The following is a 23,832-nucleotide window of genomic DNA, read 5'->3' as shown; positions in this document are numbered from 1 at the left end:
AAGATTATTTTATGGAAATTAAGATCGACTTGACAGAGGAAAATGGGTTACGAAAAAAGCTTGCTGAACGTGGTGACGCCGACGCCAAACGGATGCAACGTTTCTTGGCAATGCCAGACTTATCACGTCAAGACAATAACCCGCTGAAAGAAATCGTAGACAGAACTCTTCGGGTACCGAGTTTGGCCGATTTTGATATCATCCAAATTCCTGAAATAATTCCGGTTGATATTTTGTTCGATCTTTTCAACATGCCAGTCGGCCACCCAGCCCGATCCAAATCTGACACTTATTATGTGGATGAAAAAAATGTCCTGAGAACACACGACACTGTCTTTTGGTATTACTATCTAAATACTCCAGAAATTAAAAACCGGATTGCAAAAAAAGAAGCCGTCGGTGCAATTTGCCACGGTAAAGTATACAGAAAAGATGAAATTGACAAACGACACATGAACGTCTTCCATCAGATGGGTGGGCTTTATCTCGCTCCTGATGGTAAGGAAAAAATCACGCCAGAAGACCTGAAAAAAGTTTTATCCGAGATCGCTAAAAGCATTTTCGGCGAGAAGGTTGAATTCCGTTTTTATGACCATAATTTCCCCTACACCGACCCCAGCTTTGAGATGGAGGCTTTCGTTAATAATCAATGGATTGAGATACTTGGTTCCGGAATGCCACGAAAAAGTGTCCTAGAGAACTTCGGCATAACCGGTTATCACGGTTGGGCCTTCGGCTTCGGACTGGAAAGACTCGCCATCGCAAACATGGAATTGCCAGATATTCGCCTGCTTTGGAGCAAAGACGAACGGGTGAAGAAGCAGTTGAGACTGGAGCAAAAATACCGCGATGTTTCTAAATATCCACCTATTGTCCGAGACATCTCCTTTATCGTTCCATCTACCTTCGCTCCAAACAATTACTTTGACCTTATCCGTGATCTCGGCGGCGAGCTAGTCGAGGAAGTGACGCTGATAGATCGGTTTGAAAACGAACAAAAATTTGGACCGGGAAAAATAAGCTACACCTATCGTATCGTTTACCGCTCGAATGAACGCACGCTCACCACAGACGAAATTGACCCCATCCAAGACAAAATCACTACCGAAACAAAAAACCAGTTCAACGCAGAGATTAGGTAACAAGAACCTTACAAAACTGGAGCCGGTGGTCAGGCTTGAACTGACGACCTACGGTTTACAAAACCGTTGCTCTACCAACTGAGCTACACCGGCCTATTTCTTGGCAATATCAGCAAGAAAAAGTGAAACTGCACCACGCTTGCCTACCACCCCCTTTCCTCTCACCGACTCAATAAGATGAGAAAAGCGCTTCTCGATGAGAGTCAGAATTATTCTGACCCAAATAACGAGCCGACGCAAGACGAGAAGTGAGTAAAAATAGAGGTAGTGGCCAAGCTGTTTGAAAAAAGAACTGAAACCGTGGTAGAAACGATTGATTTTGTCTTGGAGAATATGTAATAGGGCTGGGTAATTCTCCGCCTCCAACTCACTCCTTTGTTCTAGCCTGCCGAGTTGAAAGCCGAGAAGCGCCGAGATGCCTAGCGCCGAAACAGCGATCACGATGACTGGCCCGATGAAAAGAGTAAGCATTGTTTATTGTCCCACCGACATGCGAACAAACCGTGACACCTCCACCCGTTCCCCAAATTTCTGCACCGTGTTTTTAATAACCATTGCCACCGTAAGACTGGAATCCTTGATAAACGGCTGTTCAAGTAAAGCGGTGGTATCCGCCGGCTCAAGGGCGGCAACCTGCATCGCCAACTCAGAGGCCAGCCGGATAAACTCTTCATTTCTCGCGACGAAGTCAGTCTCACAGTCGAGCTCCACAAGAGCGGCCATTGTTCTTCCCGTGTGAACATATTCCCCAATCACCCCAGCACCTAGAGTTCGGCCAGCCTTTTTCGCGGCATTCTTTACACTTGCGGCACCGAGTGCCACCCGAGCCACATCCATATCCCCATTAGCAGATTCCAGGGCCTTCTTACATTCGGCGATTGATATGCCGGTTTCCTCTCGCAAACTTTTTATTTGTTCAACCGTTACCATATTTTTGAAATTTAAAAAATCTAAGCCGTCACTTTTGCCTCTCGAGCATCAGACTGGCCAGCCCGATATGCTTCCACCATCTTATCAACGAAAAATTGAATACTCTTTACATTTGAGTCGTTGGCCACAACCGGATAATTTACTCCCGCCAGGTTACAATCGGAACCCGCCAGTGCAACAACCGGCACCTTAACCTTACCCGCCTCCGAAACCACAATCGCCTCTTGCATCGGATCAATAACCACAACTGCGGCTGGCAATTTGGTCATATTAGACAGGCTCAAGAGATACCTCTCTAGCCGAGAAATCTCTCTACTGAACAAGAGCTGCTCCTTTTTGGTATAAACTGACAATTCACCCTTATCGCGTTTATCTTTGAGCTCATGCATTCGATCGATACGAGACTTAATCTGGGGCCAGTTGGTGAAAGTTCCACCAAGCCAGCGCGAAGCGACGTAAGGAACGTCCAAACTCTCTGCGGCCTGACGAACAATGTTCATTGCCTCAATCTTGTTCCCCACCAGAAGAATCTCCTTTCCTTCCATAGCAAGACCACGGATAAATGCGCTAGCACGCTCTAGTTGACCAACGGTTTGCTCTAAATCAATCACTGCTTGTTGATTCTTAAAACCATAGATAAAGCTCCTCATCGAAGGGTGGCTCCGCGACTTAGAGTAGCCAAAATGGGCACCGACAGCAAAAAGCTCTTTAATCATGGTGGTGATAGTCTAACAAAAACGCCCACATCTGACAAGCCTAGATAGGGTTGACTGGGCCAACCCGGTAATCGAACAAGGCGGAGTCACTACAGGTTGCCTCAAGACAGGAATCGATACCAACCAAGACTTGATATGGGCTACGCTCCTTAATGGACTGAGACGCACTCTCCACCCTGATATTCAGGTAAACATCTGTGTCAAACTGATTAATTAGAGTAAGGCTTGCAGTATCACAAGACTTAAACTCACTATCTATGTAGTTCGTTAACGGCGAATCGTCAAGGCGACACCTGAGCAACGAGTCACCGACCTTCTCAATAGAGCTATCGCCAAATGACCTAATGTTTCTGATTTTAACCCTTAGGCCGGGAGTACTACCACGAACAGCTGTAAATTGAGACGGTGAAGAAATGGCTGGTGAAGTCAGGGGTTGGGTATTAATCTCCAGTCGATCGTGTCCCGATACAACCGATATTGACGGTGCGATATAACCCGGCTCGCCCGGAAGAGGCACATGCTCGCCCGGAGGAACACCCTCCCCATCCCCACCACCGTCCTCCCCACCGTCACCACCACCTCCGCCGCAACGGCCACCAATATCAACACCCGACTCATTACCATTTTGAATACCGTCAGTACAGGTTCCTGTATCTGGTGTGTCTGGCAGACCAATAAAAACCCCCCTAAAATCGACCCAACCAACAACGTCGCCCCCCCAGGCAAACCCAGTAAGATTCGGGTTGCCGGTCGAAATCATCACTCCGTAATTAATACCATCAAGTTTTATATTCCCGTCCCAACCACTACTACCACTTGCAGACAAAGCGCGGGCAAAACCCGTCAAACGATCCCCGGTCCGGGCCACCGAACCAAAATCAACCCAACCAATGTTGGAACTCCAGGCATAGCCAGACAACGGCCCATCAGCACTTTCCATCGTAACACCATAACCCTGACCCGTGTCATTACCCATGTTAATCCAGCCGATATTGGAACTCCAGGCATAGCCAGAAAGGGAAACCGGTCCAGAACCCTGGGCTAACGGTGGTCTGGGATAAAAGATTATTCCAAAGACAATCAAGAGAGATAGAACAATCAGAGCTGGCTTCTTTTCCTGAATCATATTTTTTATATTAACATAATTAATAAACGTGAACTAAATTGGGGTAACTGCTCCAACGGCGTAATCAAAAAGGAACGAACGGACAGCGTTCCCACACTCCGCGCCTTCTTCAATACAAGTGCTACTTGCCGAGACAATGATCTTGTAGGGACTATTGAGATTGAGTGTAAGCGGAGCGGGGTAATCGACTTTAATATTGAAATTCGCTTCATTACCGTGATTGGACCACAGGTTGATATTGGCACCGGAACAAGGGCCAAAACTGGAACTTGGGTCCGCCTCCGTCTCCGAGAGACGACAACCAACCTCAGAGTACTGATCTAAGGAGACCTTAGTATCGACCAGAGATTTTGTACTGACAATGGATGCCGTCGTATCTGCGCCTTGTTCCTGACTCCAAAAGGTCGTGGCGGAGGAAATCGCTGGTGAAGAAATCGGCTGACTGGTAATTCTAATAACCGGTGGAGTCGGAGAAGAAAGGTCACCACCAGTAGCGGGTGGAATGTAGCTGTCTGAACAATTCACGGTGACAGAAGTCTGACAATAGGCTGGCGCACCCGAACCGTCAGTTACGTTCATATATCCCTGTTTTACTGTGGTGGAAGCAACACTTCCGCAACTTTCAGAAGAAACATAATCATATATATCAAGTGGGGTTGAGCCAGAGTTATGACTAATGTCCCCAGTCCAGACGTAAGAATAGGAAGGAGAACCACCATCAGTAATCACCCGCCACGTGATAGAATTATTTGAGCTATCTAGAGGAAAGTTGGCTGGGCTTGGACTAACCGAACAAGAGGCCGTCATACCCGCAAAACGAACACAGTAGGGATAAGAACCACCACCGTCACAAAAACTCATCCAACCATAACCATTGCCACCCCAAGCATAAGAAGAATCTGTAAACTGTGTGGGGTTGCTGGCACTATCGGCAAAAGCCCCATAGATACCACTTGGGTTTACGTTGCCGGCGAACTTAACCCAACCATCCCAATTACCAAGACTGCTTGATGGTTTCAGGGGTCCGTCACATCCGTTCTGGAAAACAGAACAGGCCCTCGCCCAACCAGTAAAGGCGCCCGTACTGAGATTCATCTTGACTCCCCACTGATCACTGGCGACAGGGAAACCGGTCCAATTTGGATCGAATTTAATCCAGCCGATATTTGAGCTCCAGGCATAGCCAGAAAGACTGCCGTCACCAGTATTCATTGTCACGCCGTAGGAAATGACCCCACCGGGATTACGAAGACTTATCCAACCAATGCCGTTTCCACCCCAAGCATAACCAGATAAATCAAGAGAGGTAATCTGTCCCCGACTAGTTTCGGACGAAAAGACGACAAGAAGAAATAGACCTAAAAACAACCCCAGAATAAACAGCCGGCGCATTAGCCAATTCTAACACGACATTCGTCAATCAGACTGTGGATTACTTAGGGCCTCAATGATCGGATCAAGACCACCAGCAAAAATCTTCTCTAAATTGTGCCAAGATTTCTTAAGACGATGATCGGTAAGACGATCCTGTGCGATATTGTAAGTACGAATTTTTTCCGAACGGTCGCCGGTACCAATCTGCTCTCGTCTCGCACTTGCGGTATCACTCGCACTCTTGGCGTTAGAGGCTGATTCAAGTTTTGCCGATAAAATCTGAATGGCTTTTTCTTTATTCCGAGCTTGACTCCTCTCGTTCGTACTACGAACTGTCAGACCCGATGGCTTATGTAAAACCCGCACAGCTGTTTCAACTTTATTCACATTCTGACCCCCCTTACCACCAGCTCGAGAAAAAGTAATCTCCAGATCGGCGGGATTAAGGACAAAATCGCTTTCCTGCCTCAGCGGTAAAATCGCGACAGAGGCGGTGCTCGTGTGAATCCGCCCCTGCTTCTCGGTTGCTGGCACACGCTGAATACGATGCACACCCGTCTCATAACGAAGTGCTTCATAGGCACCAGTCCCATGAACTTCAAATGACGCCTCCTTGTAGCCACCAAGATCGCTCTGGGAATCGTCGATTAGTATAAAGTCCCAACCTTTTTGCTCGCAAAAACGCCGGTACATATCAGAGAGTTCCTTCGCAAACAGAGCTGACTCGTCGCCACCAGCCCCAGCGCGAACTTCCAAAACTAACCCCTCAGCAAGACTCGTGATAGGGGCGGTGTCGGACTTCTGCTTTAAGTACTCAAAATAATCCATTACTTCACCTCAATCTCCTTCTCCTCCTTCGTCTTTCTTGTTTTTACTTTCTTTACCTTTGGAACAGCCTTTGCCTTACGAACCTTAAAACGTTCTACGCGACCGGCGGTATCCATAACCTTATCAGTCCCAGTAAAGAAGGGGTGACACGCGCTACAGATTTCTACCGAAATTTTCTCCAACGTAGAGCCAACCTTGAACTTCTCGCCACATGCACAAGTCACAAGAGATTCGGAAAAATATTGAGGGTGGGTGTCCTTTTTCATATGTGAGGAAATCCTAGCAAGAAATCAATTACTTTGCAACGGATTAATCATGTTAAGTTGGATGTCGGAAGCCTTAGCCATTACTTGATTTCCATAACTCAAACCAACATTTGGTGCGCCATTCTTCTTATAACAATTCTGACCAGAATAGTATTTACAAGCTGACGTCCTTTCAGTGGTATAAGTTTTTGATCCAGCTCCGTTATCTCTAAGAAGTATCGCCGCGGCCATGAAAGCGTCTTCGGGATTCCAGGGATCAGCCACCGCTCGACCAACTGCCGCCGCGATTGAAACCTTAAGATAGTTCCAAGTTGATGGGATAAATTGTGCCGGACCCATCGCCCCACCATAACCGATTGCCTGTGGACAAGAAACATTGGTAAGAAACGGGTTGCGACCAAGACCAGAAAGTAGGCTCTGCAATATTGGTAGATCGCGCGTGGGATGAATGCCTCGTGGAAACAATGTTCCAGTCTTAACACTCCTGGTCTCGCCTGTCTCTAGATTAGTAATGACACAAGAACCAACATTCTCACCCAAATTAGACTCTTGTTGTAAAATTGCGAGAATCAACGCGGCACGAACACCCGTTTTCTTAGAGGCGGCGACAGCAAAATCCAGAGCCTGGCCGAAGGGAATCGCCGCCGAGTCACGCAGTCCGAAAAGAGCAGCTCGGATCTGAGCGGCTTTTTTCTGACGCTCCGCCAGAATCGTTTGGTATGCCTTTTCCTGGTTCTTGCTAATATTAAGCAACACCGTCTTGTCTGCCTCTTTCTTCTCCACAATCTTTTTTTGTTCTTCAATCACTTTCTGAGCATCCAATTCTGCATCTTTCTTTTTTTCCAACTGAGCCTGCTCTACCTTAGCCTGATCTTGCGCCGAACGAATCGCGACAAAAGATTGTGCCAACGCCTCCTGAATTGAACTGGCATCATCAACATCCCGAAAAACACCGGTAAGGTTCTGCTTGTCAAGAAAAACTTCCACAAGAGACAACTCGTCGATATCCCGGACCTGGCGGAAAAGTTCCCCGAGCGACAACTGCTCCCGCTTTATTCTTGCCGCGAGTGTCTCGATCTTTTTGGTTCGGGCTCTAATATCATTTTCGAGCCCGGTAATAGCCACTTTCTTGGCCTTAATTCCCGCCTGCGCTTGAGCAATCTGACTTTTCAGCAAATTAAGCTCGCCCGCCACCGTTGCGGTATCGCGTTGCTTGGCTTGCAAAAGTTTAGTTTGCTCGGCAATTTCTCTTTCTTGCTGTTCTAGCTCCACCTGGAGCTGGGCTCTTCGTGCTTCAACATCAGCAACGCTCTGCGCTTGCGTATTGAACACCCAAAAGTTGAAAAAGATAAAAAAAGCTAAAAATAAACTAGAGAATTTGAGTCTCTTCACCCGATTATTATAACAAAATTAGTTCTTCGAGTCAGCCTTTTCCTCCGCACCAGAACCACTCGCCCCATCATCTTCGGTCTCCTTCTTGCCCTTCTTCTCTACTTCAATGGCCGAAAGATCAGAAACCACCTCTTCAACTGGTTCCTCCTTGGCGACAGAGACGGCCGCAACAACTTCATCGGCTTGATTTATTACTTTTATTCCAGTGGGAACCAGTAAATCTTTTACCAGAATTTGACTGTCTAGATTCGTAAGCGCACTAATATCTACAGTGATATCGTGTGGAATATTCATCGGTAAAACCTCAATGTTCAGCTCGTGCAAAACCTTGACGAGAATACCCCCCAATTCTTTTACCGCTGGAGCAACTCCAGAAAAAACTAGAGGAACACCAATCTCAATTGTCTTTGTTTTATCAACTACATAGAAATCAGCGTGAAGTGGCTCACCGGAAACTGGATGCCAATCAACATCATGAATCAAGACATCCTTCTTAACCGTGCCGGCATCAACCGTTACAACCGTTGATTCCCCTGCCTCTTTGAGCAACTTCTTGAAATCCTTACTCGTCACGAAAAGAGGTAATGCGTCCTTTTTCCGTTCGCCATAGACAACAACCGGTAACTTCCCGGCTATCCGAGATTCCTTCAATTTCTTACCAAAAATGGACCGTTCTTCGGCCGCGATCTTCAACATATGGCCACTATAGCAGGTTGGGGGCAGTTTGACCAGAGAGCACGGCCAACACATTCTTTGCTGCCACATCACTCATTGCCGTCCTGGCCTCCTCTGTGGCACTGGCAGTGTGGGGTGTTATGACAACGTTTGGTAATTCAACTAAACCCGCCGCCAAAGAAGGCTCATTCTCAAACACGTCCAAGCCCGCGCCACGAATTACCTTATTCTTCAGGGCGGTCACAAGCGCTTCCTCGTCAATCACTGGGCCGCGAGAGGTGTTGATGAGAATCGCGCTCGGTTTCATCAGTTTTAACCTTTCGTCGTTAATCAAATGCCTAGTCGTCGGCAAAAGAGGCACATGAACAGAAACAAAGTCTGCTTCACGCAAAAGTTCTTCCGGTGTGGCAAGAAACTTAGCACCGGTCATTTTTTCAAAATCACTATTCTGAGTCACATCATAATAGATCACACGGAGATCAAAAGACCTTGCGTATTGTGCCACCCGAGAACCAATCCGACCTAGACCCAAGATACCTAAAGTCTTCCCGGTCAATTCTGTACCGAGCAGGAGAAGCGGCGACCAACCATCATACTTACCATCACGCAAAAATTTGTCGGATTCCACTACTCTCTTGGCGACGGAGAGTAAGAGTGTGAAGGCATGTTCAGCGACGGCATTGGTCAGAACACCGGGGGTGTTAGTAATCACGATTCCGCGTTTCTTTGCTTCGGCTAAATCGATATTATCAAAACCGACAGCGTAATTTGCAAAAATTTTAGTGCTGGGTGATGCGTCAAAAATTTCGGAGTCTATCTTATCAGTCAGTAAGCAAATTACCGCATCATAGCTTTGACCCCGCAAGGCAAACACCAGTTCTTCTTTACTCAAGACACCGTCCTTCTCGCTCACCACAACCTCGTGGTTAGAACTTCTCAAGAGCTCAATCCCCGATTCAGGAATCTTTCTGGTTACAAAAATCTTAGACATATTTATGTTTTTATAAATTACTAAACAAACGCAACTTTTTCTCCACCACCTTCTGCATCGCCATAACAGAAGGTTTCAAGATCTTGTACGGCGCCACCTCGTCAAGGTTTTCCTGTAGTGTAATCTTCAGCGCATCACGGTAAGCGACCCTCAACTCCGTATTGATATGCACAATCGCTACACCATTCTTAATCGCCATTTTGAAATCCGCCTCACTATTGCCAGAGCCACCATGCAAGACAAGCGGCACACCGGACACTTTAGAAATTTCTCTGATTCTCTCGATATTTAAAGCTGGTTCTTTGCCATTCTTAAGCATTCCGTGAATGTTTCCGACGGCGGGCGCAAGTAGGTCCACCCCCGTTTCTTCTACAAATTGCTTCGCTATCTCTGATTTGACTAAATCATCAGTATTCAGGCTCACACCCTCGGGAATTGCGTCCAAAAGTTTTGACGATGTGCCGATATAACCTAGTTCGCCCTCCACTAATATTTCCGAGCTAACACTGCGAGCGTAGTCGACACATTGTTTAGTAATTTTAATATTTTCTGCCAAACTTAGTTTACTTCCATCAAAAATAACGGAGTCAAAGCCGGCGTCCACAGCTTCCTTAACCCTTTCAAAGGAATAGGTATGATCGGCGTTCAAGAAAACTGGATAGTTGAATTCCTCACGCAAACTTTTAACCAGCGCGACCACTTGCTTGGTGCCCACAAAATCGCGTTCCCCCTCTGAAACACCGATAATCACGGGCAAACTTAAACCTTGGGCGGCGCGGAAAATTGCCCACAATCCTTCGAGATTAGAAATATTGAAGTGGCCAATTGCCACCTGTTTTGCTATCGCCTCCTTCAAAGACTCGCGCAAATTCAGCATAATGGCTATAATTGTAACATGAACTACGATTTCATCGCCATTGGGGACATTGTGACCGACGCCTTTATTCGCCTACAAGATGCTGAGATTCATTGCGATATCAAACACGAAGATTGTCAGATCTGTCTCCGTTTCGGTGATAAGGTTCCTTACGAAAGCGTAACGGTTGTACCCGCCGTGGGAAACTCGCCAAACGCCGCGACAAGTGCCGCCAGATTAGGTCTGAAGTCGGCGATTATTACAAATCTGGGTGATGACCAGAACGGCACTGAAGCAATTGAAACCTTAGACAAAAATGGAGTCGAAACAGTGTTTGTCACTAAGCACCGTGGACAAAAAACAAATTATCATTATGTGCTGTGGTATCAGGACGATCGAACAATTCTAATTAGACACGAAGAGTATGCCTACGCTCTGCCAGAGTTTACAACCAAATGGGTTTATCTCAGCTCTCTTGGTGAGAACTCTCTTCCTTTCCACTCAAAAATCGCGGAACACCTAGCACAACACCCTGAAATAAAGCTAGCCTTTCAACCAGGCACCTTCCAGATTAAACTGGGTTACGAAAAATTAAAAAATCTCTATGAACACACTGAAATTTTCTTCTGCAATGTGGACGAAGCACGCCGAATTCTAAACCGGAAAGACTCTAACGAAGAAAAAGAAGCCGAGATTAAAAATTTACTGCGAGAAATAAGTAGTTTGGGACCAAAAATTGTGGTGATTACCGATGGCAAAGATGGTGCTTATGCGAGCGACGGCAATAATACTTGGTTCATGAAACCATACCCCGATCCGAAACCCCCACTAGAGCGAACCGGGGCGGGCGACAGTTTTGCCTCCACCGTTGTTTCTGCACTAGCGCTGGGTAAATCTTTACCGGAGGCTTTGCGTTGGGGACCAATCAATTCCATGTCCGTCGTCCAACAAATTGGCGCCCAAGCCGGCCTACTCACTCGCGAAAAACTGGAAGAATATTTGAAAAATGCCCCGGCAGATTACTCTCCAAAAATGATTTAAAATTTATTTACCTCTTCCTCGCAATAACCCTCTGCACGGCCTGACGAATGTGGTTGACCCCAAGTCCATAGTGCTCAATAAGCTCTTGTGGTGTACCAGACTGGCCAAATAGATCGTCCACGCCTATAAGCTCCATCGGCACTGGATAATTTTCCACGAGAAGCTCGGCCACCGCACTACCCATACCACCACGCTTCTGATGCTCCTCCACCGTGACAATCGCCTCACACTTGGCGGCAACTCCCAGAATTGTTTCCGCATCGAGTGGTTTAATGGTGTGAAGATTAACAACCGTAACCTCAATACCAGTGGCGGCGAGATCATTGGCAGTAATTAAAGCATTGTAAACCATCTGTCCACAGGCGATTATCGCCGCCCGCGGTTTAGCGGGTTCACGTAAAATATTCGCTTTCCCAATTTCAAAAAATGATTCTTCGGTTGTCACGACCGGTGACTTCTCGCGCGCTAGTCGAAGATAGGCGGGCCCCGTCCAACGTGCTATTTGCCAAGTTGCTTTCTTCGCCTCAATCGCGTCACAGGGCACGACAACCGCAAGACGTGGGATAACCCGCGTGATGGCAATATCCTCAATTGCCTGGTGCGTGCCCCCGTCTGGACCAACGGAGACGCCGGCATGAGAACCAACTATTTTTACGTTTCGGTCATTGTAACAAATCGTGGTACGAATCTGCTCCCAATTCCGACCAGGCGAAAACATCGCATAAGAAGTGAGGAATGGAATCTTCCCCATCGCCGCCATTCCACTCGCCACGCTCGCGAGATTCTGTTCAGCTACTCCCATCTGAATAAACCGCTGAGGAAATTTCCTCGCAAATAAATGCATCTGGGTTGACTCTGTTAGATCAGCACATAGACCAACAATCCGTTCGTCTTTCTCCCCCGCACCAAGTAAACCTTCGCCGAAACCTTTGCGAATTGGCACTTGCTCCACATCAAGTTTAAGTAATTTGGGATTTAATTTTTGAGATTCAACAAGCATAAATTATTCGTGTTCACCCTTAATCTTTCCCCCCAAACTGCGCAATTCTTTCAAGGCTAACTCCCCTTCTTCTTTCGTCGGCGGTTTGCCATGCCACTCATACTTCCGTTCAAACTCGTGCACGCCCTTGCCAGGAATCGTATGGGCGATAATCACCGACGGCTGACTGAAAACCGCCTTCGCCTGACTAACCGCCTCGTCAATCGCCTCAAAACTGTGCCCGTCGATTTCTTGAACATGCCAATTGAAAGAGCGCCACTTATCAGCTAGAGACTCCAGTGGCATCACATCTTCGGTAAAACCATCAATCTGAATATTGTTCCTATCTATAATCGCGATCAGGTTGTGCAATTTCTCTCTTCCACCCAGCATAATAGCCTCCCAGTTCTGTCCTTCATCCAATTCCCCGTCACCCAGTAGACAATAAAAAAATTTATCCGACGAACGACCATGATCAATTCTCTCCGCCAGAGCCATGCCCACCGCCTGCGACAGACCAGAACCAAGCGGACCAGAACTTGTCTCCACCATCGGTAGCCACTCGCGATGCGGATGCCCTTGTAGGCGTGAACTAAAGTGGCGCAAAGTCTTCAGCTCTTCGACTGGGAAATATCCAGCATGGGCCATTGCGGCATACAAAACCGGACAAATGTGCCCATTGGAAAGAACGAGTCGATCGCGATCAGTCCAATCCGGTCTCTTGGGGTCATGTTTGAGTAGATGAAAATAAAGCGCGGAAAAAATGTCAGCCATACCGAGTGGGCCAGCGGTATGCCCAGAACCAGCAGCAAGAAGGGCATCAATTACCGACATCCGAATGTCGTTCGCCTTTTGTTCCAACAGTTTAATTTTTTCGTCGTAGAGCATTGATCGTATTCTCAATATCGTTGGATTGCCAAATTGCAGAACCAACAACAAGACGATCGGCGCCGGCACCAATTAACTCTTGTGCATTATTAAGATTAACGCCGCCATCAACACTTATTTTAACACCTGGATACTGCGTACGCAAAAATTTAATCCGATCATAGACCCGTCTATCAAGCGGTTCACCATGATGACCAATCGTGGCAATCCCCATCAACTGAACACTCTTAACCTGATTGATGAAACTATCAAGTTTCTCCAGAGGAGTATCCATAAGGATCGACAAGCTCGCTTCTGTTGACGATTGATTAACTTTCTCTAAGATTTCACCCAACTGCATCGTCGATTCAGGATGGATAATTACCCGATCACAAACAACGAGCCACTCATCGATTAGGTCCTCCGGGTCACGGACCATCAAATGTGCCTCCAATTTCACCTTGCCATCTAATGTTTCTAAATCACCAGGACGCTGCCAACTATACTCACTGGTGAAAACACCGTCCATAATATCTAGCTGCGCCCAGTCGACCAATCCCTCAAGCCGAGAAATTTTTTCTTTTACCTCCAGAAAATCGATGCCAATGATAGCGGGGATAATTTCAACCATTTTTTAAAATTCGTAAGTCGCTGGAGGCGGATTATCAATTTTCATGATCCGACGTAAGTGACGCTCCTCACCAGTAAACGGGGTCTCCAGCCAAAGCTTAATCATCTCCTTTGCCTGATCGTCAGTCACAAATCGCGCCCCAAAGGATAAAATGTTGGCGTTGTTGTGCTCGCGAGACAGGATAATTATTTTTTCCGTCCCGCCATAATAAACCGCCGCTCGAACATTACGAAAGCGGTTCGCCATCATTGCTTCCCCCTGGCCCGAACCACCAAAGATTAGCCCCCGGTCTTCTTCGGGGTTGGCGGCCACGCCTTGAGCCACGACCCGAATGAAATCCGGATAATCATCGTCAGGATCAGCTTCAAATGCTCCCTCATCCTGCACAGTGTAGCCCGAACTCTTCAGCCAACGCTTCACCTCATCTTTAAGAGAGAGACCAGCGTGGTCTGCTGCCAAAAAAATCTTCATTGTTTAACGAAGTCCCGCCTTCAACACATGCTCGACTAAGGCATTGGTATACCCCATCTCGTTATCGTACCAAGCAAGAATCTTTACTAAGTTACCACCGACCACTTTCGTCATTGATAAGTCGACTAAGGAGGCGAAAGGCGACCCGACAATGTCTGAGGAAACCAGTGGCTCATCCGTAACAGAGAAAACTTTCTGCCAGCGTGGCAGTTGAGCCGCCTCAAGTAAGATTTTATTAACCTCTTCCACACTTGTGAATCGCTTGGAAATAAAAGTTATGTCCGCAATAGAACCAGTCAAAACTGGGACGCGTAAAGCAATACCGTCAAACAAATCCTTGAGACTCGGAATTGCTTCGGTCACCGCAATGGCCGCCCCCGTCGTGGAAGGGATAATATTTGCTGCTGCTGCCCGACCACGGCGATAATCCCCCTTCTTGTCTGGTGAGTCAACAATTGATTGAGTGGCGGTGTAAGCATGCACGGTATTAAGCACGGCCTTCTCCACACCAACCGACTCTTGCATTATCTGAATAACTGGACTGGCGGAATTAGTGGTACAAGATGCATTAGAGGAAATCTGACAAGTGGCAAGTGCCTCCTCGTTGATCCCCATTAAGACTGTCGCCCCGACAACACCAGGAACAGGTTCCCCCTTGATCGGAGCCGTTACCACTACACGCCCAGCTCCGGCCTCCAGATGTCCTTTGGCCTTGGCATAAGTCTCAAAAAAGCCAGTGGCCTCAACCACCACCTTCACTCCAAGATCACCCCACGGTAGATTAACTGGTTCTTTCTCCTGCAGAAACTTGATTGATTGACCGTTGATGACAAGAACACCGTCCTCTACTTTTATCTCCAGACCAGAGTGACCATAGGCACTATCGTATTTCAGAAGATAGGCAAGATTATCAACATCACCCAAGTCGTTGACGGCAACGATTTCCAATTCCGGGTGCTTAATGGCAAGCTTTAAAAAAGCGCGCCCGATCCTACCCAAACCATTGATTGCGACACGAACTCTGGCCATTTATTTTTTAGATAACATTAAAGATGACGTCATTCTCAAGCAGGGAGTCTAAACGATTATCAAATATCTGATCACCGTCGTCTATATATAGATTGATGTGGTATTTGTCACCAGATACTGTCGGCACCAAGAGATCCACCCCAACGTCAGACTGTACTCCGGAGATTGGCAACAGGGTCGCACCCAGAATATCACCACCTACCCCATTATTATCTTCACGTACCGCGACCCAAGTTGGCTCACTGGTAGTAAGACCGGACACCGTAACCAACTGACCAGCAACCTGATCTGAAATCGAGATGGTCTCGTCGCTCGCTACTGGCTCTTGGGCCTCTTTCTCTGTTCCAGAATCAGACTTCTCCTGCACCCGACTTGAACCACCCCAAGATGCTCCGACAATATAACCAATCACCAATCCAACAATTAAACCAATTATTATTCCTTTATTTGCTTGCCACATATTTTTAACCCTTATTTTCTGGTAAATTCCTCGTCACCTCAAACGCCGAGGTAATCAATCGTCCTGACACATCGCGATAAGGTAGATCCACCCGTGAATCAAATTTCAAATCGCCATTGTCACGATAAAGGATAGCGAAATATTTCTCGCCCTCTTTCGTTGAGTCAGCCAAATTAATTTCGCCGGTTGTCACCCCCCTCCCAAAGAATCCGGCTCCAACGGTTGCGCCCGGCTTACCATTATCATCACGACTAATCGCGACCCAACCACCCTCGGGCAACTTTACTTCCGAAACGAAAACTAGCGGCCCGGGAAATTGATCATCAATAGTAACCGAGACTGACTCTGCTGGCGCGGCAACACTTCCTTGCGAGAGAGTCCCCACCGCCCCGAGATTGTCTGAATTATCCACGGAAGTGTTCCCCCACCACAGAACCGCGCCCACAATGATCACTGCCAAGACGAGCACAATCACGATAATGCGTTTTCCTAGGTTATTCATGATTTTTATTATAGCCTAAAATCGCAAGTCAAGCATCCCATAATCCTAAACATAAAAAAGGGCGACCAAAACTAGTTTTGGTCGCCCGGTACTGATGGAGCCTGCCCGATCGATTGGCTAGATCGCGAACGGCAAGCCGATGGAGGAGAGAAGATCTCCCATGGACGCGGGACCAGACTTGCGACAGGCCACAATCTTCCAGTCCTTACGAAGACCAATTACACCGCCCGCCTCCTGTAGCTTCACGTGGGCTTCCTCGGAGAGCTCGTGCCGAAGGCCGGTCCAGAAGAGCAAATCGACCGTTTTCTTCTTGTCACCCAGGGTGGCAAGAGCCCGGCTCATCTTGCAATCCTCGCAAGTGGCACTATCGTGACCGGACTCAAACTCTGCCCCAAAAGACTCGATCTGCTTGTGAGCATGCTCCTTCGAGAGCTTCACCATCTGGTTGGTGAGCCGACCACGCAGAACCGCAAGCTTCTGCAGGTAAGGGTCGGTCAGAACGCCGATCACTTCTTCACCCTCCCCAACCTCCTCATCGACCGACTTGACCTCCGCCATCTTGATTACTTCGACTTCGTTGCGTAACCAATCGATGAACTTAGCCATAAAAGCTCCTTCCTGTTAAGAACTGTTTGTGAATCGCATTAATTCACGCCAAACATGAAGCTAGCACAGATACTGGTGATAAGTCAAGGGCAACAGGACCCCACCATCTGAAGTCAGAAAAGATTAAACTCATTGGGCAGAGAATAGCTTATCGGGTCCTGAACCAACCCCTAACATTTTTTGGCACACCGAGGATAAGTAAGAGGGCTAGCGGGGCACCAAAATTAGCAAATCTCTCGACAAAATCCCACATAGGATCAGGGCCAATTGGCCAGCGAATAAGAGCCGTCACCAATCCCCAAAGAGTCGCCCACAAGACGACTAGGCGTATTGGCTTGAATAATACCAGAACAGCCACAATAACATCCAAGATACCCACGAGTAAAAGTAGGTTTACAATGGTAGCTGGGTCAGTTATTCCAATTGGTTCAAAATACTTAAACCAACCTTCTTTCCCCTGCAGAGCAAAAATACCATGACCAAGAAATTCTCCTGCAACTGCTATTCGCAACACCCACTCAACCTTTTTAATATTTAACATAAAAAAATAATTTTTAATTAATAAAGTACTATTCTGACTACGCTTTAATTATATCAAATCAATTTATGCGTTTAAGTACGTTATGGTTAATTGCAATATAGTGGCAAAGGTGACCCAAAGAAAGTGGGGAATGTTGGCGAGGGCGACCCATTTGAAATACGGGAAAATGGCAACCAAAGCCCAGATGAGCGTGCCAAAGACGAGTAGGATATCTATGGAGGCAAGCAGGTTGTTCTTGAGTCCGAATTGAAGATAGGTAAAGGAGAAATTGAAAATAAGGTTGAGGGCAAAAGGCAGAGCCACCATCCACGGTAACTTGCCCGTGAGGGCTTTGTAAAACACGGTACCGTATGTCACCGCGATAATCGCATACAACACCGTCCACACTGGACCAAAGACCCAACTCGGCGGGGCGAAAGAGGGTTTGATGAGAGTGCTGTACCAATTGTAGGTGTCGGAGTTCATGTTCCTATATTACATCAATCCGCCCGTGCCGTACCAGACTTCAGATTGTTGAAAGTTGCTTACGGCGACGGGAGTAGTAAAACCAGGCATAGAGTACGGCGAGAAGTGCGATATTGGGAAGGAGTATGTATGGCGTGCCCCAGCTCACACCGTTAATGTAAAAGTCTGACAATGGCCAAAGAAAGGGTGTGGGGAAAAAGGCATCGGAGTGAGTGGGTATATCAACAAGGATATGGAGTGGCCACGCAAAAAGTGGAAAGAAAAATTTTCTACGCAGTAGGCGTACTGCAACTATTACAACACCCGCGATGACAAGGCTGTGGGTGATGTTGTAGAGTGTGTGCACATATGCAGGGATTGCTGACGGGTCGGGTGTTCCTGCACTCCAGTCTGGCCCTGACACGAGTCCGAGTACGGTGGCGGCGGTAAAGATACCAAATGAGAATAAATCGGGCATTACGCCAAAGAAAAACGATTGCCAAAATTGGCGCCTTCTAGACCGTCCGAATGCGATACCGCCATAGAGACCGTGAGAAAGTATATCCATCGGAAAATTATATCATGGCGTGTACGCACTCAAATATTCCCACGGACGAGGTGGGGGTCATGAGTTTAGACAACTGTCAAACTCGAGGCAACTCGAGTTTTTTCATACCTAATTTAACAAATCGGGGTCGGCACTTCGTGCCGACCGCATTTTTGCTTCGGAATCCGATTTTCAATTTTGGCGGGCCACTCGGGTTAAGTGCCCCGAGGTTGAGGCCCCGTAAGGGTATTCTAGCATCTTTTTGCTGACTAATCTGAGGCACACGGGTCATGGTCTAACTTTCGAAAACCGAACTAACTGAACACAAAAAGGTTGCTTTTGCTGTGTTCAGTTTTACTTAACCAAACGAAGTTGGATAAGTTGGATCCCCATCGTTTGTTGACTAGTTTGATATTGGTGCGCCAGAGTTGGGATATTGGGCGTTTTTTTGTAGTCGGCTTTTATTAGTTTCAGCGGAATCAGTAACTCAGCGGCAAATGCGTTGGCTTCTTGTTCGGTTTCTGAAGCGTCATTACTACCGTCCACACACTGAGTGGCATGTCCCATCAAAAGGTGACCGATCTCGTGTCCGATTGTGAATCGCCGTCGGCACCATGGGTGGTTTTGATTAAAATAGATGGTTGAAAACTCGCGCTCTTCTTGTTCGACCGTAACTAGCATGCCTGCAATCTGTGTGCCCACCGATACTCTACTGACATAAAGTTCATAACCAGTTTGTAAGTGCTTGATCACTCTCCACAAAGATACCGGGGCCGTATCGATTCCGGCGTCTTTGATAATCTTTCTTGCTAAGTGTCGCGCTTCCGTCAGCCGGGGACCAAGTTGGTCTTCAGTCATTATCGTCCTTTTCTCTTCGCCATTTCGACCAAGTGAAGGATGGCCTTTTGGTCTTCGGGGGAAATTTCTTTGTCTGCTCTAAGTGCCACTCTCACGGTGGAAATTTCCTCCTCCTGACCCAAAAAGAATTTAACATCTTTCTGAAGAACTTCGGCAACCTTAGCTAAGTCCTCCGCTCGAAGGTTTCGCGCTCCACTTTCAATCAGTGATATGGCTGTGGCAGACTCGTACCCCAAGGCTTTGGCCAGGTCCAGTTGTGAGATATCCACAGCCTCTCGCGCCTCCCGAATACGGCCACCTATAAAAAATGGCTTATTTTGGTCGTTTTTCATACTGATAGCTTACACTTTTCGTAATGATTTGACAAGCATTATCATATTGCTATACTTGGGTTAGCGGAATGGCAACTGGGGGTCGAGCGATTGTCACCGCAGATCAGTGATTACTAGTTAAGTATAGCAAATTATGGTTTACCCATTTAAGTATCCCTACCATTATACAGCCAAGGTGGTCGAGGGGTGGGACTCAAGTGCGATTGGCGTTTATTACTGTGGTATGTTGACGACTGACGGGAAACTGACCATTCTGTACATCGGCAAGGGAACGAGCGATGGCGGAATACGGGTTCGGTTACTAGATCATCTTCGTGATGACTACTGGCCGGACGCTACCCACTTTGGTTATCACCGCTGTGATACTGTGGCGGAAGCCGAACGGCACGAGGCGGAGGAAATAAAAAAGTACCAGCCGAAGTATAATAAGGTCGGTAAGTAAGATTAGGTAAGAAAATTAATAACTAATTAAAACATTAATTATGGGCAAGAAAAATCATAACTGGACTAAGGAAAAGCCGCACCACGTCGACACAGGAGAAATCACCACGCGGCGCTACGCCGAGAATCACCCCGGCAAAGTTGAGTGGGTTAAGGATAAAAAATAAAACGGCCATGCCACTTTCCCCAACAACCGGCTTTGTCAAACCAGGTGGACTCTTCGTTTGTAACTGTGGTATCCCGTTAGCGCGCAAAATGGAAGACGGCAGTTACCAAATAATGAGATTCCACAACGGCAAGCCAGTCAAAATCAATGTTGATTTCGGCGACATGATTAGGGTCAAATGCCCAGTTTGCGGACGGGGCTTTGCCCACCTAAAGTTTCGGGAATCATTGTCGATTAGAGATAGCGTCAAGGTGCTTGCTAACAAAGATTCGGGGGTGTAAAATAGAATCGTTGGTTGAAAATTAGATAGAGCATCGTTCGGAACGCCCGGACATACGTTTGTGCCAAAACAGCACGAGCTTATGTCCGGGCGTTTTTGCGTCCATTTATTAGTCAATTAAGTTAATAAAATGAATAAAACAATTAAATCTAAGGTTCCGTCAGAGAATCTCCAGATTGACTATGTTCCCCTTGCTTCCCTACGCCACCCCGAGATCAACCCTCGCCGCTGGTCAAAGGAAGCGACCGAACAGCTAAAAGAAAGCATTACTCGTTACGGCGTAGTTGACCCACTGGTGGTTAACTCCGCGCCCAGTCGCCAGGGAATCATTGTCGGTGGCAACTTCCGGGCCACAGTGCTCAAACAAATGGATATCAGAGAAGTGCCGGTAGTCTACGTCAATATCCCTGACCTTGAAAAGGAAAAAGAATTAAACCTGCGCTTGAACAAAAATTCCGGTGAGTTTGATCTAGCGCTCCTGGCCGAATTTGACGAGAAGCTGCTGGCTGACATTGGCTTTGACTCGGAAGAGTTGGATGACATCTTCGGGATCGGCGACAACGAGGAACAGTTTGACCTAGAAAAAGAACTAGCCAAACTGGACATCAAGAAAATCAACGTTAAGAAGGGCGACATTTACGACTTGAGCGGTAGCCGATTGCGTTGCGGTGACTCCACGGTGGAAGCGGATATGCTAGCGCTGATGGGGAACGAACGAGCTGATATGTGCTTCACCGACCCGCCATATATTCTCGACTATCTGCGAGGCAAGACCAGGAACGGCAAACCGACAGTCGGTTTCGGTTCCAAGAAGAACCGGCGCTATCTGGAAACCGATATCCTGCCGCCGGACTTCACCGAGCGCTGGATGGCCAACGTCGCCAAAGTCCAAAAGCCGGACTTCTCCATTATCGTCTTCGAGCACCCCAAGAACCTGCGGACGATCTGGAACGAGCTGGAGAAGCACTGGAAATACCGCAACACCATTACTTGGCATCTGCCGAACCGCGTTCAAGGGTTCGCGGCCAAATACAAATTCTTCAATAAACAGGATATTGCTCTAGTTGGTAGCAGCCCGGGCCTGAAGTTAAAGAACCCTGAACCGGAAGCGGACGAGCTACTTCAGACCGAGTATGAGAACGCTCTGTTCGCCACCAGCGGTAAACCGCACTGGGAAGGGTATGAAAAGGGCAAGAAAATCTGCCCGACTGACTTCATTGATTACAAGGCCGCCGATGAAAAGTCTAGCGGACAAGGAATCATCTTCGGCACCAAGCCCCTGGAAATTCTCATTCCGTATATCAAGGTGCTGACCAGGCGCGACGATCTTATCTTGGAGCCGTTTGGCGGCAGTGGCTCCACTCTAATCGCGGCCGCCAAAATGAAGCGGCGCTGTTACCTAATGGAAAAATCACCGGTCTATGCTGAAGTCATTCTGCACCGTTGGTCGAAACTAACTGGGCTCAAGCCGAAACTGATCCATGAAAAGGCATAAACTAAAAAGTGCCGTGCTTGAACAATTACGCAAGACACCAATCGTGGAGATTGCCTGTAAACAAACTGGGGTCGGACGGACCAGCTTCTATCAGTGGAAAAAAGATGATCCTGAATTTTCTGCTGAGGTCGATCGGGCCATGACTGATGGCGTGTTGCTGATGAACGATATGGCCGAGGGCCAGTTGATTGCGGCAATCAAGAATCGTGACCTGCGGGCGGTGAATATGTGGCTAAAGAACCACCATCCCAGCTACCGCACGCGCCTCGAATTGGCCGGTAAACTGGAGGTAATCGAGGAACTGTCCTCACCACAAAAAGAATTGATTCGCCGAGCGTTGGCCCTAGCCAGAATTAACCTAGAAAAAAATGGAAGCTAATCTCTTTGAGTCGCTGGCGCGGGACCGGCTAGTCAGACAACAGGTCGCAAAGCAAAGCCATCTGATGTTCTTCCACATCTATCTGCCCCACTATGTGAAATATCCGACTGCCGAATTTCAGAAAGATATTTTCCGACTGACCGAAGACCGTTCCAACAATCTGACCTGTATCGTCGCCTTCCGAGGCTCGGGCAAATCAACCCTAATTACTCTGTCGTATTCCCTATGGTCGATTCTGGGCGAACAGCAGAAGAAATTCGTGCTCATTATCTGCCGCACTCAGGCTCAGGCTCGCCAACAGATGCTTAACCTGAAATTCGAGCTAGAAAATAACCGGCTGTTAAAAAGCGACTTAGGCCCATTTCGGGAGGAAACGGGCGGCGGCGACTGGGCAATTTCGTCTTTGGTTTTCCAGAACACCGGCGCTCGCATCATGATTGCTTCAGCCGAGCAAAGCATCCGTGGCATTCGGCACCATGAACATCGTCCCGATCTGCTGATTCTGGATGATGTCGAAGACTTAAATTCCACCAAAACCATTGAGGGGCGAAACAAGGTTTTCGATTGGTTCACTCGCGAGGTCATCCCGCTCGGCGATATCGGGACGCGAGTCGTTCTAGTGGGCAATTTGCTCCATGAAGATTCTCTGATGATGCGCCTGAAGCAGAAGATGGATACCGGGGACATAAAAGGTGTCTATCGCTGGTTTCCTCTGCTTGATGAAGAAGGCCGCTGTCTCTGGCCGGAGAAATTCGATGCGCCAGAAAAAATCGACACCCTCAGGCGGGGTGTTGCCAACGAATTCGCTTGGCAACAGGAATATCTCCTGAGAATCGTCTCCGACTCCAGCCGGGTGATTTTCCCCGAATGGATTCAGTATTACGCTGAGCTGCCGAAAGGAGCGAAAGAGCGAGTGGTTGGAGTCTATGTCGGTGTTGATCTTGCCATTTCACAGAAAGAAACCGCCGATTATACAGCCATTGTTACCCTTATTCTTTATAGCCACAAAGGAGAACTCAAACTCTTTGTTCTGCCCAATGTCGTGAATCGCCGGATGACCTATCCGGAAACGATTCAGACAATCAAGGCCGTTGTAAAAAACCTTAACTATGAGGTAGCGCCGACTGTGGTAGTCGAATCCAATGGTTTCCAGCAGATTTATGCCGACCAGTTAGACATAGAAGGGATTGAGGTCGAGTCAGTCAAGAATACGACTGACAAGCGCACCAGACTGGCTCTCACCTCCCAATACGTCCAAAGCGGAATGATTCAATTTCCCGCTCGCGGGGCAGAGGCGCTCATTACCCAACTAACTGGGTTCGGGGTCGAACACCACGATGATCTTGCGGACGCTTTTGCGATGGCGGTCATGGGGTCTATCGAAACGAGCGAGAATCAAAGGTCATTCAACGCTTGGCTTGATTTTGTCGACAGCAATGGCGGGTCGGCGTGGATTGGCTAGCGATA

At 47.6% G+C, this 23,832-nt stretch carries 30 protein-coding genes and 1 tRNA gene; 6 read left to right on the top strand and 25 right to left on the bottom strand.

Annotation, left to right across the window (positions count from 1 at the left end; all coding sequences use genetic code 11):
• Nucleotides 1-11 precede the first annotated feature (11 nt).
• Complete coding sequence (locus IT398_02385; GenBank protein MCC6290887.1) at nt 12-1,142, top strand: hypothetical protein; 1,131 nt, start codon at nt 12-14, stop codon at nt 1,140-1,142.
• A 17-nt stretch (nt 1,143-1,159) separates the two neighbouring features.
• Here the strand turns inward: IT398_02385 and IT398_02380 are convergent.
• The 12 genes from IT398_02380 to IT398_02325 all read right to left on the bottom strand — a co-directional run bounded on the left by IT398_02380 (nt 1,160) and on the right by IT398_02325 (nt 10,317).
• A tRNA-Thr gene (locus IT398_02380) sits at nt 1,160-1,235 on the bottom strand.
• On the bottom strand, nt 1,236-1,613 hold the full coding sequence (locus IT398_02375) for a hypothetical protein (GenBank protein ID MCC6290886.1): 378 nt from the start codon (nt 1,611-1,613) through the stop codon (nt 1,236-1,238). It lies immediately after the preceding tRNA gene.
• Between the two features lie 3 nt (nt 1,614-1,616).
• Nucleotides 1,617-2,072 (bottom strand): elongation factor Ts, encoded by a 456-nt coding sequence (locus tag IT398_02370; GenBank protein ID MCC6290885.1) that lies wholly within the window; start codon nt 2,070-2,072, stop codon nt 1,617-1,619.
• Between the two features lie 20 nt (nt 2,073-2,092).
• Nucleotides 2,093-2,788 carry a 30S ribosomal protein S2 gene (rpsB, locus tag IT398_02365; GenBank protein MCC6290884.1) on the bottom strand — a complete coding sequence of 232 codons (696 nt, stop codon included), beginning with the start codon at nt 2,786-2,788 and terminating at the stop codon, nt 2,093-2,095.
• Nucleotides 2,789-2,828: 40 nt separating this feature from the next.
• The gene (locus IT398_02360; GenBank protein MCC6290883.1) at nt 2,829-3,914 is read right to left on the bottom strand and encodes a hypothetical protein; all 1,086 of its coding nucleotides are present in this window, start codon (nt 3,912-3,914) and stop codon (nt 2,829-2,831) included.
• A gap of 33 nt (nt 3,915-3,947) precedes the next feature.
• On the bottom strand, nt 3,948-5,306 hold the full coding sequence (locus IT398_02355) for a hypothetical protein (GenBank protein ID MCC6290882.1): 1,359 nt from the start codon (nt 5,304-5,306) through the stop codon (nt 3,948-3,950).
• A 24-nt stretch (nt 5,307-5,330) separates the two neighbouring features.
• Complete coding sequence (locus IT398_02350; protein ID MCC6290881.1) at nt 5,331-6,116, bottom strand: PCRF domain-containing protein; 786 nt, start codon at nt 6,114-6,116, stop codon at nt 5,331-5,333.
• Nucleotides 6,116-6,382, bottom strand: coding sequence for a 50S ribosomal protein L31 (gene rpmE / locus IT398_02345; protein ID MCC6290880.1), 267 nt, complete (start codon nt 6,380-6,382; stop codon nt 6,116-6,118). Before rpmE ends, IT398_02350 begins: the two co-directional genes overlap by 1 nt.
• Before the next feature lie 24 nt (nt 6,383-6,406).
• On the bottom strand, nt 6,407-7,774 hold the full coding sequence (locus IT398_02340) for a lytic murein transglycosylase (GenBank protein ID MCC6290879.1): 1,368 nt from the start codon (nt 7,772-7,774) through the stop codon (nt 6,407-6,409).
• 18 nt (nt 7,775-7,792) lie between these two features.
• Nucleotides 7,793-8,470, bottom strand: a complete 678-nt coding sequence (locus IT398_02335; protein ID MCC6290878.1) for a 50S ribosomal protein L25 — start codon at nt 8,468-8,470, stop codon at nt 7,793-7,795.
• 7 nt (nt 8,471-8,477) lie between these two features.
• The gene (locus tag IT398_02330; protein MCC6290877.1) at nt 8,478-9,440 is read right to left on the bottom strand and encodes a D-glycerate dehydrogenase; all 963 of its coding nucleotides are present in this window, start codon (nt 9,438-9,440) and stop codon (nt 8,478-8,480) included.
• 10 nt (nt 9,441-9,450) lie between these two features.
• Entirely contained in the window at nt 9,451-10,317 is an 867-nt protein-coding gene (locus tag IT398_02325) for a class II fructose-bisphosphate aldolase (GenBank protein MCC6290876.1), read from the bottom strand.
• A gap of 18 nt (nt 10,318-10,335) precedes the next feature.
• Here IT398_02325 and IT398_02320 point away from each other — a divergent pair, with 18 nt between their 5' ends.
• Nucleotides 10,336-11,337, top strand: a complete 1,002-nt coding sequence (locus IT398_02320) for a carbohydrate kinase family protein (GenBank protein ID MCC6290875.1) — start codon at nt 10,336-10,338, stop codon at nt 11,335-11,337.
• A 7-nt stretch (nt 11,338-11,344) separates the two neighbouring features.
• Here IT398_02320 and IT398_02315 read toward each other — a convergent pair whose 3' ends face one another.
• From IT398_02315 to IT398_02255, 13 genes are all read right to left on the bottom strand, one after another.
• Nucleotides 11,345-12,337 (bottom strand): transketolase family protein, encoded by a 993-nt coding sequence (locus IT398_02315; protein MCC6290874.1) that lies wholly within the window; start codon nt 12,335-12,337, stop codon nt 11,345-11,347.
• A gap of 3 nt (nt 12,338-12,340) precedes the next feature.
• Entirely contained in the window at nt 12,341-13,204 is an 864-nt protein-coding gene (locus tag IT398_02310) for a transketolase (protein ID MCC6290873.1), read from the bottom strand.
• Nucleotides 13,182-13,814 carry a hypothetical protein gene (locus IT398_02305; GenBank protein ID MCC6290872.1) on the bottom strand — a complete coding sequence of 211 codons (633 nt, stop codon included), beginning with the start codon at nt 13,812-13,814 and terminating at the stop codon, nt 13,182-13,184. The genes IT398_02310 and IT398_02305 overlap by 23 nt, the downstream gene beginning before the upstream one ends.
• A gap of 3 nt (nt 13,815-13,817) precedes the next feature.
• Complete coding sequence (locus IT398_02300) at nt 13,818-14,285, bottom strand: RpiB/LacA/LacB family sugar-phosphate isomerase (GenBank protein MCC6290871.1); 468 nt, start codon at nt 14,283-14,285, stop codon at nt 13,818-13,820.
• Between the two features lie 3 nt (nt 14,286-14,288).
• The gene (locus tag IT398_02295) at nt 14,289-15,314 is read right to left on the bottom strand and encodes a type I glyceraldehyde-3-phosphate dehydrogenase (protein ID MCC6290870.1); all 1,026 of its coding nucleotides are present in this window, start codon (nt 15,312-15,314) and stop codon (nt 14,289-14,291) included.
• Nucleotides 15,315-15,321: 7 nt separating this feature from the next.
• Nucleotides 15,322-15,774 carry a hypothetical protein gene (locus tag IT398_02290; protein MCC6290869.1) on the bottom strand — a complete coding sequence of 151 codons (453 nt, stop codon included), beginning with the start codon at nt 15,772-15,774 and terminating at the stop codon, nt 15,322-15,324.
• A 4-nt stretch (nt 15,775-15,778) separates the two neighbouring features.
• Nucleotides 15,779-16,276 carry a hypothetical protein gene (locus IT398_02285; protein MCC6290868.1) on the bottom strand — a complete coding sequence of 166 codons (498 nt, stop codon included), beginning with the start codon at nt 16,274-16,276 and terminating at the stop codon, nt 15,779-15,781.
• Between the two features lie 117 nt (nt 16,277-16,393).
• Entirely contained in the window at nt 16,394-16,882 is a 489-nt protein-coding gene (locus tag IT398_02280) for a hypothetical protein (GenBank protein MCC6290867.1), read from the bottom strand.
• 148 nt (nt 16,883-17,030) lie between these two features.
• Complete coding sequence (locus tag IT398_02275; GenBank protein MCC6290866.1) at nt 17,031-17,423, bottom strand: hypothetical protein; 393 nt, start codon at nt 17,421-17,423, stop codon at nt 17,031-17,033.
• Nucleotides 17,424-17,486: 63 nt separating this feature from the next.
• Nucleotides 17,487-17,888 carry a tryptophan-rich sensory protein gene (locus IT398_02270; GenBank protein MCC6290865.1) on the bottom strand — a complete coding sequence of 134 codons (402 nt, stop codon included), beginning with the start codon at nt 17,886-17,888 and terminating at the stop codon, nt 17,487-17,489.
• A gap of 40 nt (nt 17,889-17,928) precedes the next feature.
• Nucleotides 17,929-18,435, bottom strand: a complete 507-nt coding sequence (locus IT398_02265) for a hypothetical protein (GenBank protein MCC6290864.1) — start codon at nt 18,433-18,435, stop codon at nt 17,929-17,931.
• Nucleotides 18,436-18,768: 333 nt separating this feature from the next.
• Nucleotides 18,769-19,272, bottom strand: coding sequence for an ImmA/IrrE family metallo-endopeptidase (locus IT398_02260; protein MCC6290863.1), 504 nt, complete (start codon nt 19,270-19,272; stop codon nt 18,769-18,771).
• Entirely contained in the window at nt 19,272-19,604 is a 333-nt protein-coding gene (locus IT398_02255; GenBank protein ID MCC6290862.1) for a helix-turn-helix transcriptional regulator, read from the bottom strand. Before IT398_02255 ends, IT398_02260 begins: the two co-directional genes overlap by 1 nt.
• Nucleotides 19,605-19,737: 133 nt before the next feature.
• Between IT398_02255 and IT398_02250 the strand changes: the two genes are divergently transcribed.
• From IT398_02250 to IT398_02235, 4 genes are all read left to right on the top strand, one after another.
• On the top strand, nt 19,738-20,046 hold the full coding sequence (locus tag IT398_02250; protein MCC6290861.1) for a hypothetical protein: 309 nt from the start codon (nt 19,738-19,740) through the stop codon (nt 20,044-20,046).
• Nucleotides 20,047-20,621: 575 nt separating this feature from the next.
• On the top strand, nt 20,622-21,986 hold the full coding sequence (locus IT398_02245) for a DNA modification methylase (protein MCC6290860.1): 1,365 nt from the start codon (nt 20,622-20,624) through the stop codon (nt 21,984-21,986).
• Entirely contained in the window at nt 21,973-22,365 is a 393-nt protein-coding gene (locus tag IT398_02240; GenBank protein MCC6290859.1) for a hypothetical protein, read from the top strand. The genes IT398_02245 and IT398_02240 overlap by 14 nt, the downstream gene beginning before the upstream one ends.
• The gene (locus IT398_02235) at nt 22,355-23,827 is read left to right on the top strand and encodes a hypothetical protein (GenBank protein ID MCC6290858.1); all 1,473 of its coding nucleotides are present in this window, start codon (nt 22,355-22,357) and stop codon (nt 23,825-23,827) included. The genes IT398_02240 and IT398_02235 overlap by 11 nt, the downstream gene beginning before the upstream one ends.
• Nucleotides 23,828-23,832 lie beyond the last annotated feature (5 nt).

The sequence above is a fragment of the Candidatus Nomurabacteria bacterium genome (assembly GCA_020847275.1).
In the GTDB taxonomy this organism is placed as follows: domain Bacteria; phylum Patescibacteriota; class Minisyncoccia; order Phycocordibacterales; family JACOZG01; genus JADLCI01.
This window is presented reverse-complemented; position numbering and strand designations above follow the sequence as displayed.

Bases quoted from the DNA above. Each gene is read 5' to 3' on its own strand.
- IT398_02245 (MCC6290860.1), top strand. From the start codon at position 20,622: ATGAATAAAACAATTAAATCTAAGGTTCCGTCAGAGAATCTCCAGATT.
- IT398_02250 (MCC6290861.1), top strand. From the start codon at position 19,738: ATGGTTTACCCATTTAAGTATCCCTACCATTATACAGCCAAGGTGGTC.
- IT398_02235 (MCC6290858.1), top strand. From the start codon at position 22,355: ATGGAAGCTAATCTCTTTGAGTCGCTGGCGCGGGACCGGCTAGTCAGA.
- IT398_02295 (MCC6290870.1), bottom strand. From the start codon at position 15,314: ATGGCCAGAGTTCGTGTCGCAATCAATGGTTTGGGTAGGATCGGGCGC.
- IT398_02260 (MCC6290863.1), bottom strand. From the start codon at position 19,272: ATGACTGAAGACCAACTTGGTCCCCGGCTGACGGAAGCGCGACACTTA.
- IT398_02375 (MCC6290886.1), bottom strand. From the start codon at position 1,613: ATGCTTACTCTTTTCATCGGGCCAGTCATCGTGATCGCTGTTTCGGCG.
- IT398_02275 (MCC6290866.1), bottom strand. From the start codon at position 17,423: ATGTTAAATATTAAAAAGGTTGAGTGGGTGTTGCGAATAGCAGTTGCA.
- IT398_02290 (MCC6290869.1), bottom strand. From the start codon at position 15,774: ATGTGGCAAGCAAATAAAGGAATAATAATTGGTTTAATTGTTGGATTG.
- IT398_02300 (MCC6290871.1), bottom strand. From the start codon at position 14,285: ATGAAGATTTTTTTGGCAGCAGACCACGCTGGTCTCTCTCTTAAAGAT.
- IT398_02240 (MCC6290859.1), top strand. From the start codon at position 21,973: ATGAAAAGGCATAAACTAAAAAGTGCCGTGCTTGAACAATTACGCAAG.
- IT398_02265 (MCC6290864.1), bottom strand. From the start codon at position 18,435: ATGGATATACTTTCTCACGGTCTCTATGGCGGTATCGCATTCGGACGG.
- IT398_02310 (MCC6290873.1), bottom strand. From the start codon at position 13,204: ATGCTCTACGACGAAAAAATTAAACTGTTGGAACAAAAGGCGAACGAC.
- IT398_02385 (MCC6290887.1), top strand. From the start codon at position 12: ATGGAAATTAAGATCGACTTGACAGAGGAAAATGGGTTACGAAAAAAG.
- IT398_02255 (MCC6290862.1), bottom strand. From the start codon at position 19,604: ATGAAAAACGACCAAAATAAGCCATTTTTTATAGGTGGCCGTATTCGG.
- rpmE (MCC6290880.1), bottom strand. From the start codon at position 6,382: ATGAAAAAGGACACCCACCCTCAATATTTTTCCGAATCTCTTGTGACT.
- IT398_02270 (MCC6290865.1), bottom strand. From the start codon at position 17,888: ATGAACTCCGACACCTACAATTGGTACAGCACTCTCATCAAACCCTCT.
- IT398_02355 (MCC6290882.1), bottom strand. From the start codon at position 5,306: ATGCGCCGGCTGTTTATTCTGGGGTTGTTTTTAGGTCTATTTCTTCTT.
- IT398_02305 (MCC6290872.1), bottom strand. From the start codon at position 13,814: ATGGTTGAAATTATCCCCGCTATCATTGGCATCGATTTTCTGGAGGTA.
- rpsB (MCC6290884.1), bottom strand. From the start codon at position 2,788: ATGATTAAAGAGCTTTTTGCTGTCGGTGCCCATTTTGGCTACTCTAAG.
- IT398_02360 (MCC6290883.1), bottom strand. From the start codon at position 3,914: ATGATTCAGGAAAAGAAGCCAGCTCTGATTGTTCTATCTCTCTTGATT.
- IT398_02330 (MCC6290877.1), bottom strand. From the start codon at position 9,440: ATGTCTAAGATTTTTGTAACCAGAAAGATTCCTGAATCGGGGATTGAG.
- IT398_02280 (MCC6290867.1), bottom strand. From the start codon at position 16,882: ATGGCTAAGTTCATCGATTGGTTACGCAACGAAGTCGAAGTAATCAAG.
- IT398_02315 (MCC6290874.1), bottom strand. From the start codon at position 12,337: ATGCTTGTTGAATCTCAAAAATTAAATCCCAAATTACTTAAACTTGAT.
- IT398_02350 (MCC6290881.1), bottom strand. From the start codon at position 6,116: ATGGATTATTTTGAGTACTTAAAGCAGAAGTCCGACACCGCCCCTATC.
- IT398_02370 (MCC6290885.1), bottom strand. From the start codon at position 2,072: ATGGTAACGGTTGAACAAATAAAAAGTTTGCGAGAGGAAACCGGCATA.
- IT398_02285 (MCC6290868.1), bottom strand. From the start codon at position 16,276: ATGAATAACCTAGGAAAACGCATTATCGTGATTGTGCTCGTCTTGGCA.
- IT398_02325 (MCC6290876.1), bottom strand. From the start codon at position 10,317: ATGCTGAATTTGCGCGAGTCTTTGAAGGAGGCGATAGCAAAACAGGTG.
- IT398_02335 (MCC6290878.1), bottom strand. From the start codon at position 8,470: ATGTTGAAGATCGCGGCCGAAGAACGGTCCATTTTTGGTAAGAAATTG.
- IT398_02320 (MCC6290875.1), top strand. From the start codon at position 10,336: ATGAACTACGATTTCATCGCCATTGGGGACATTGTGACCGACGCCTTT.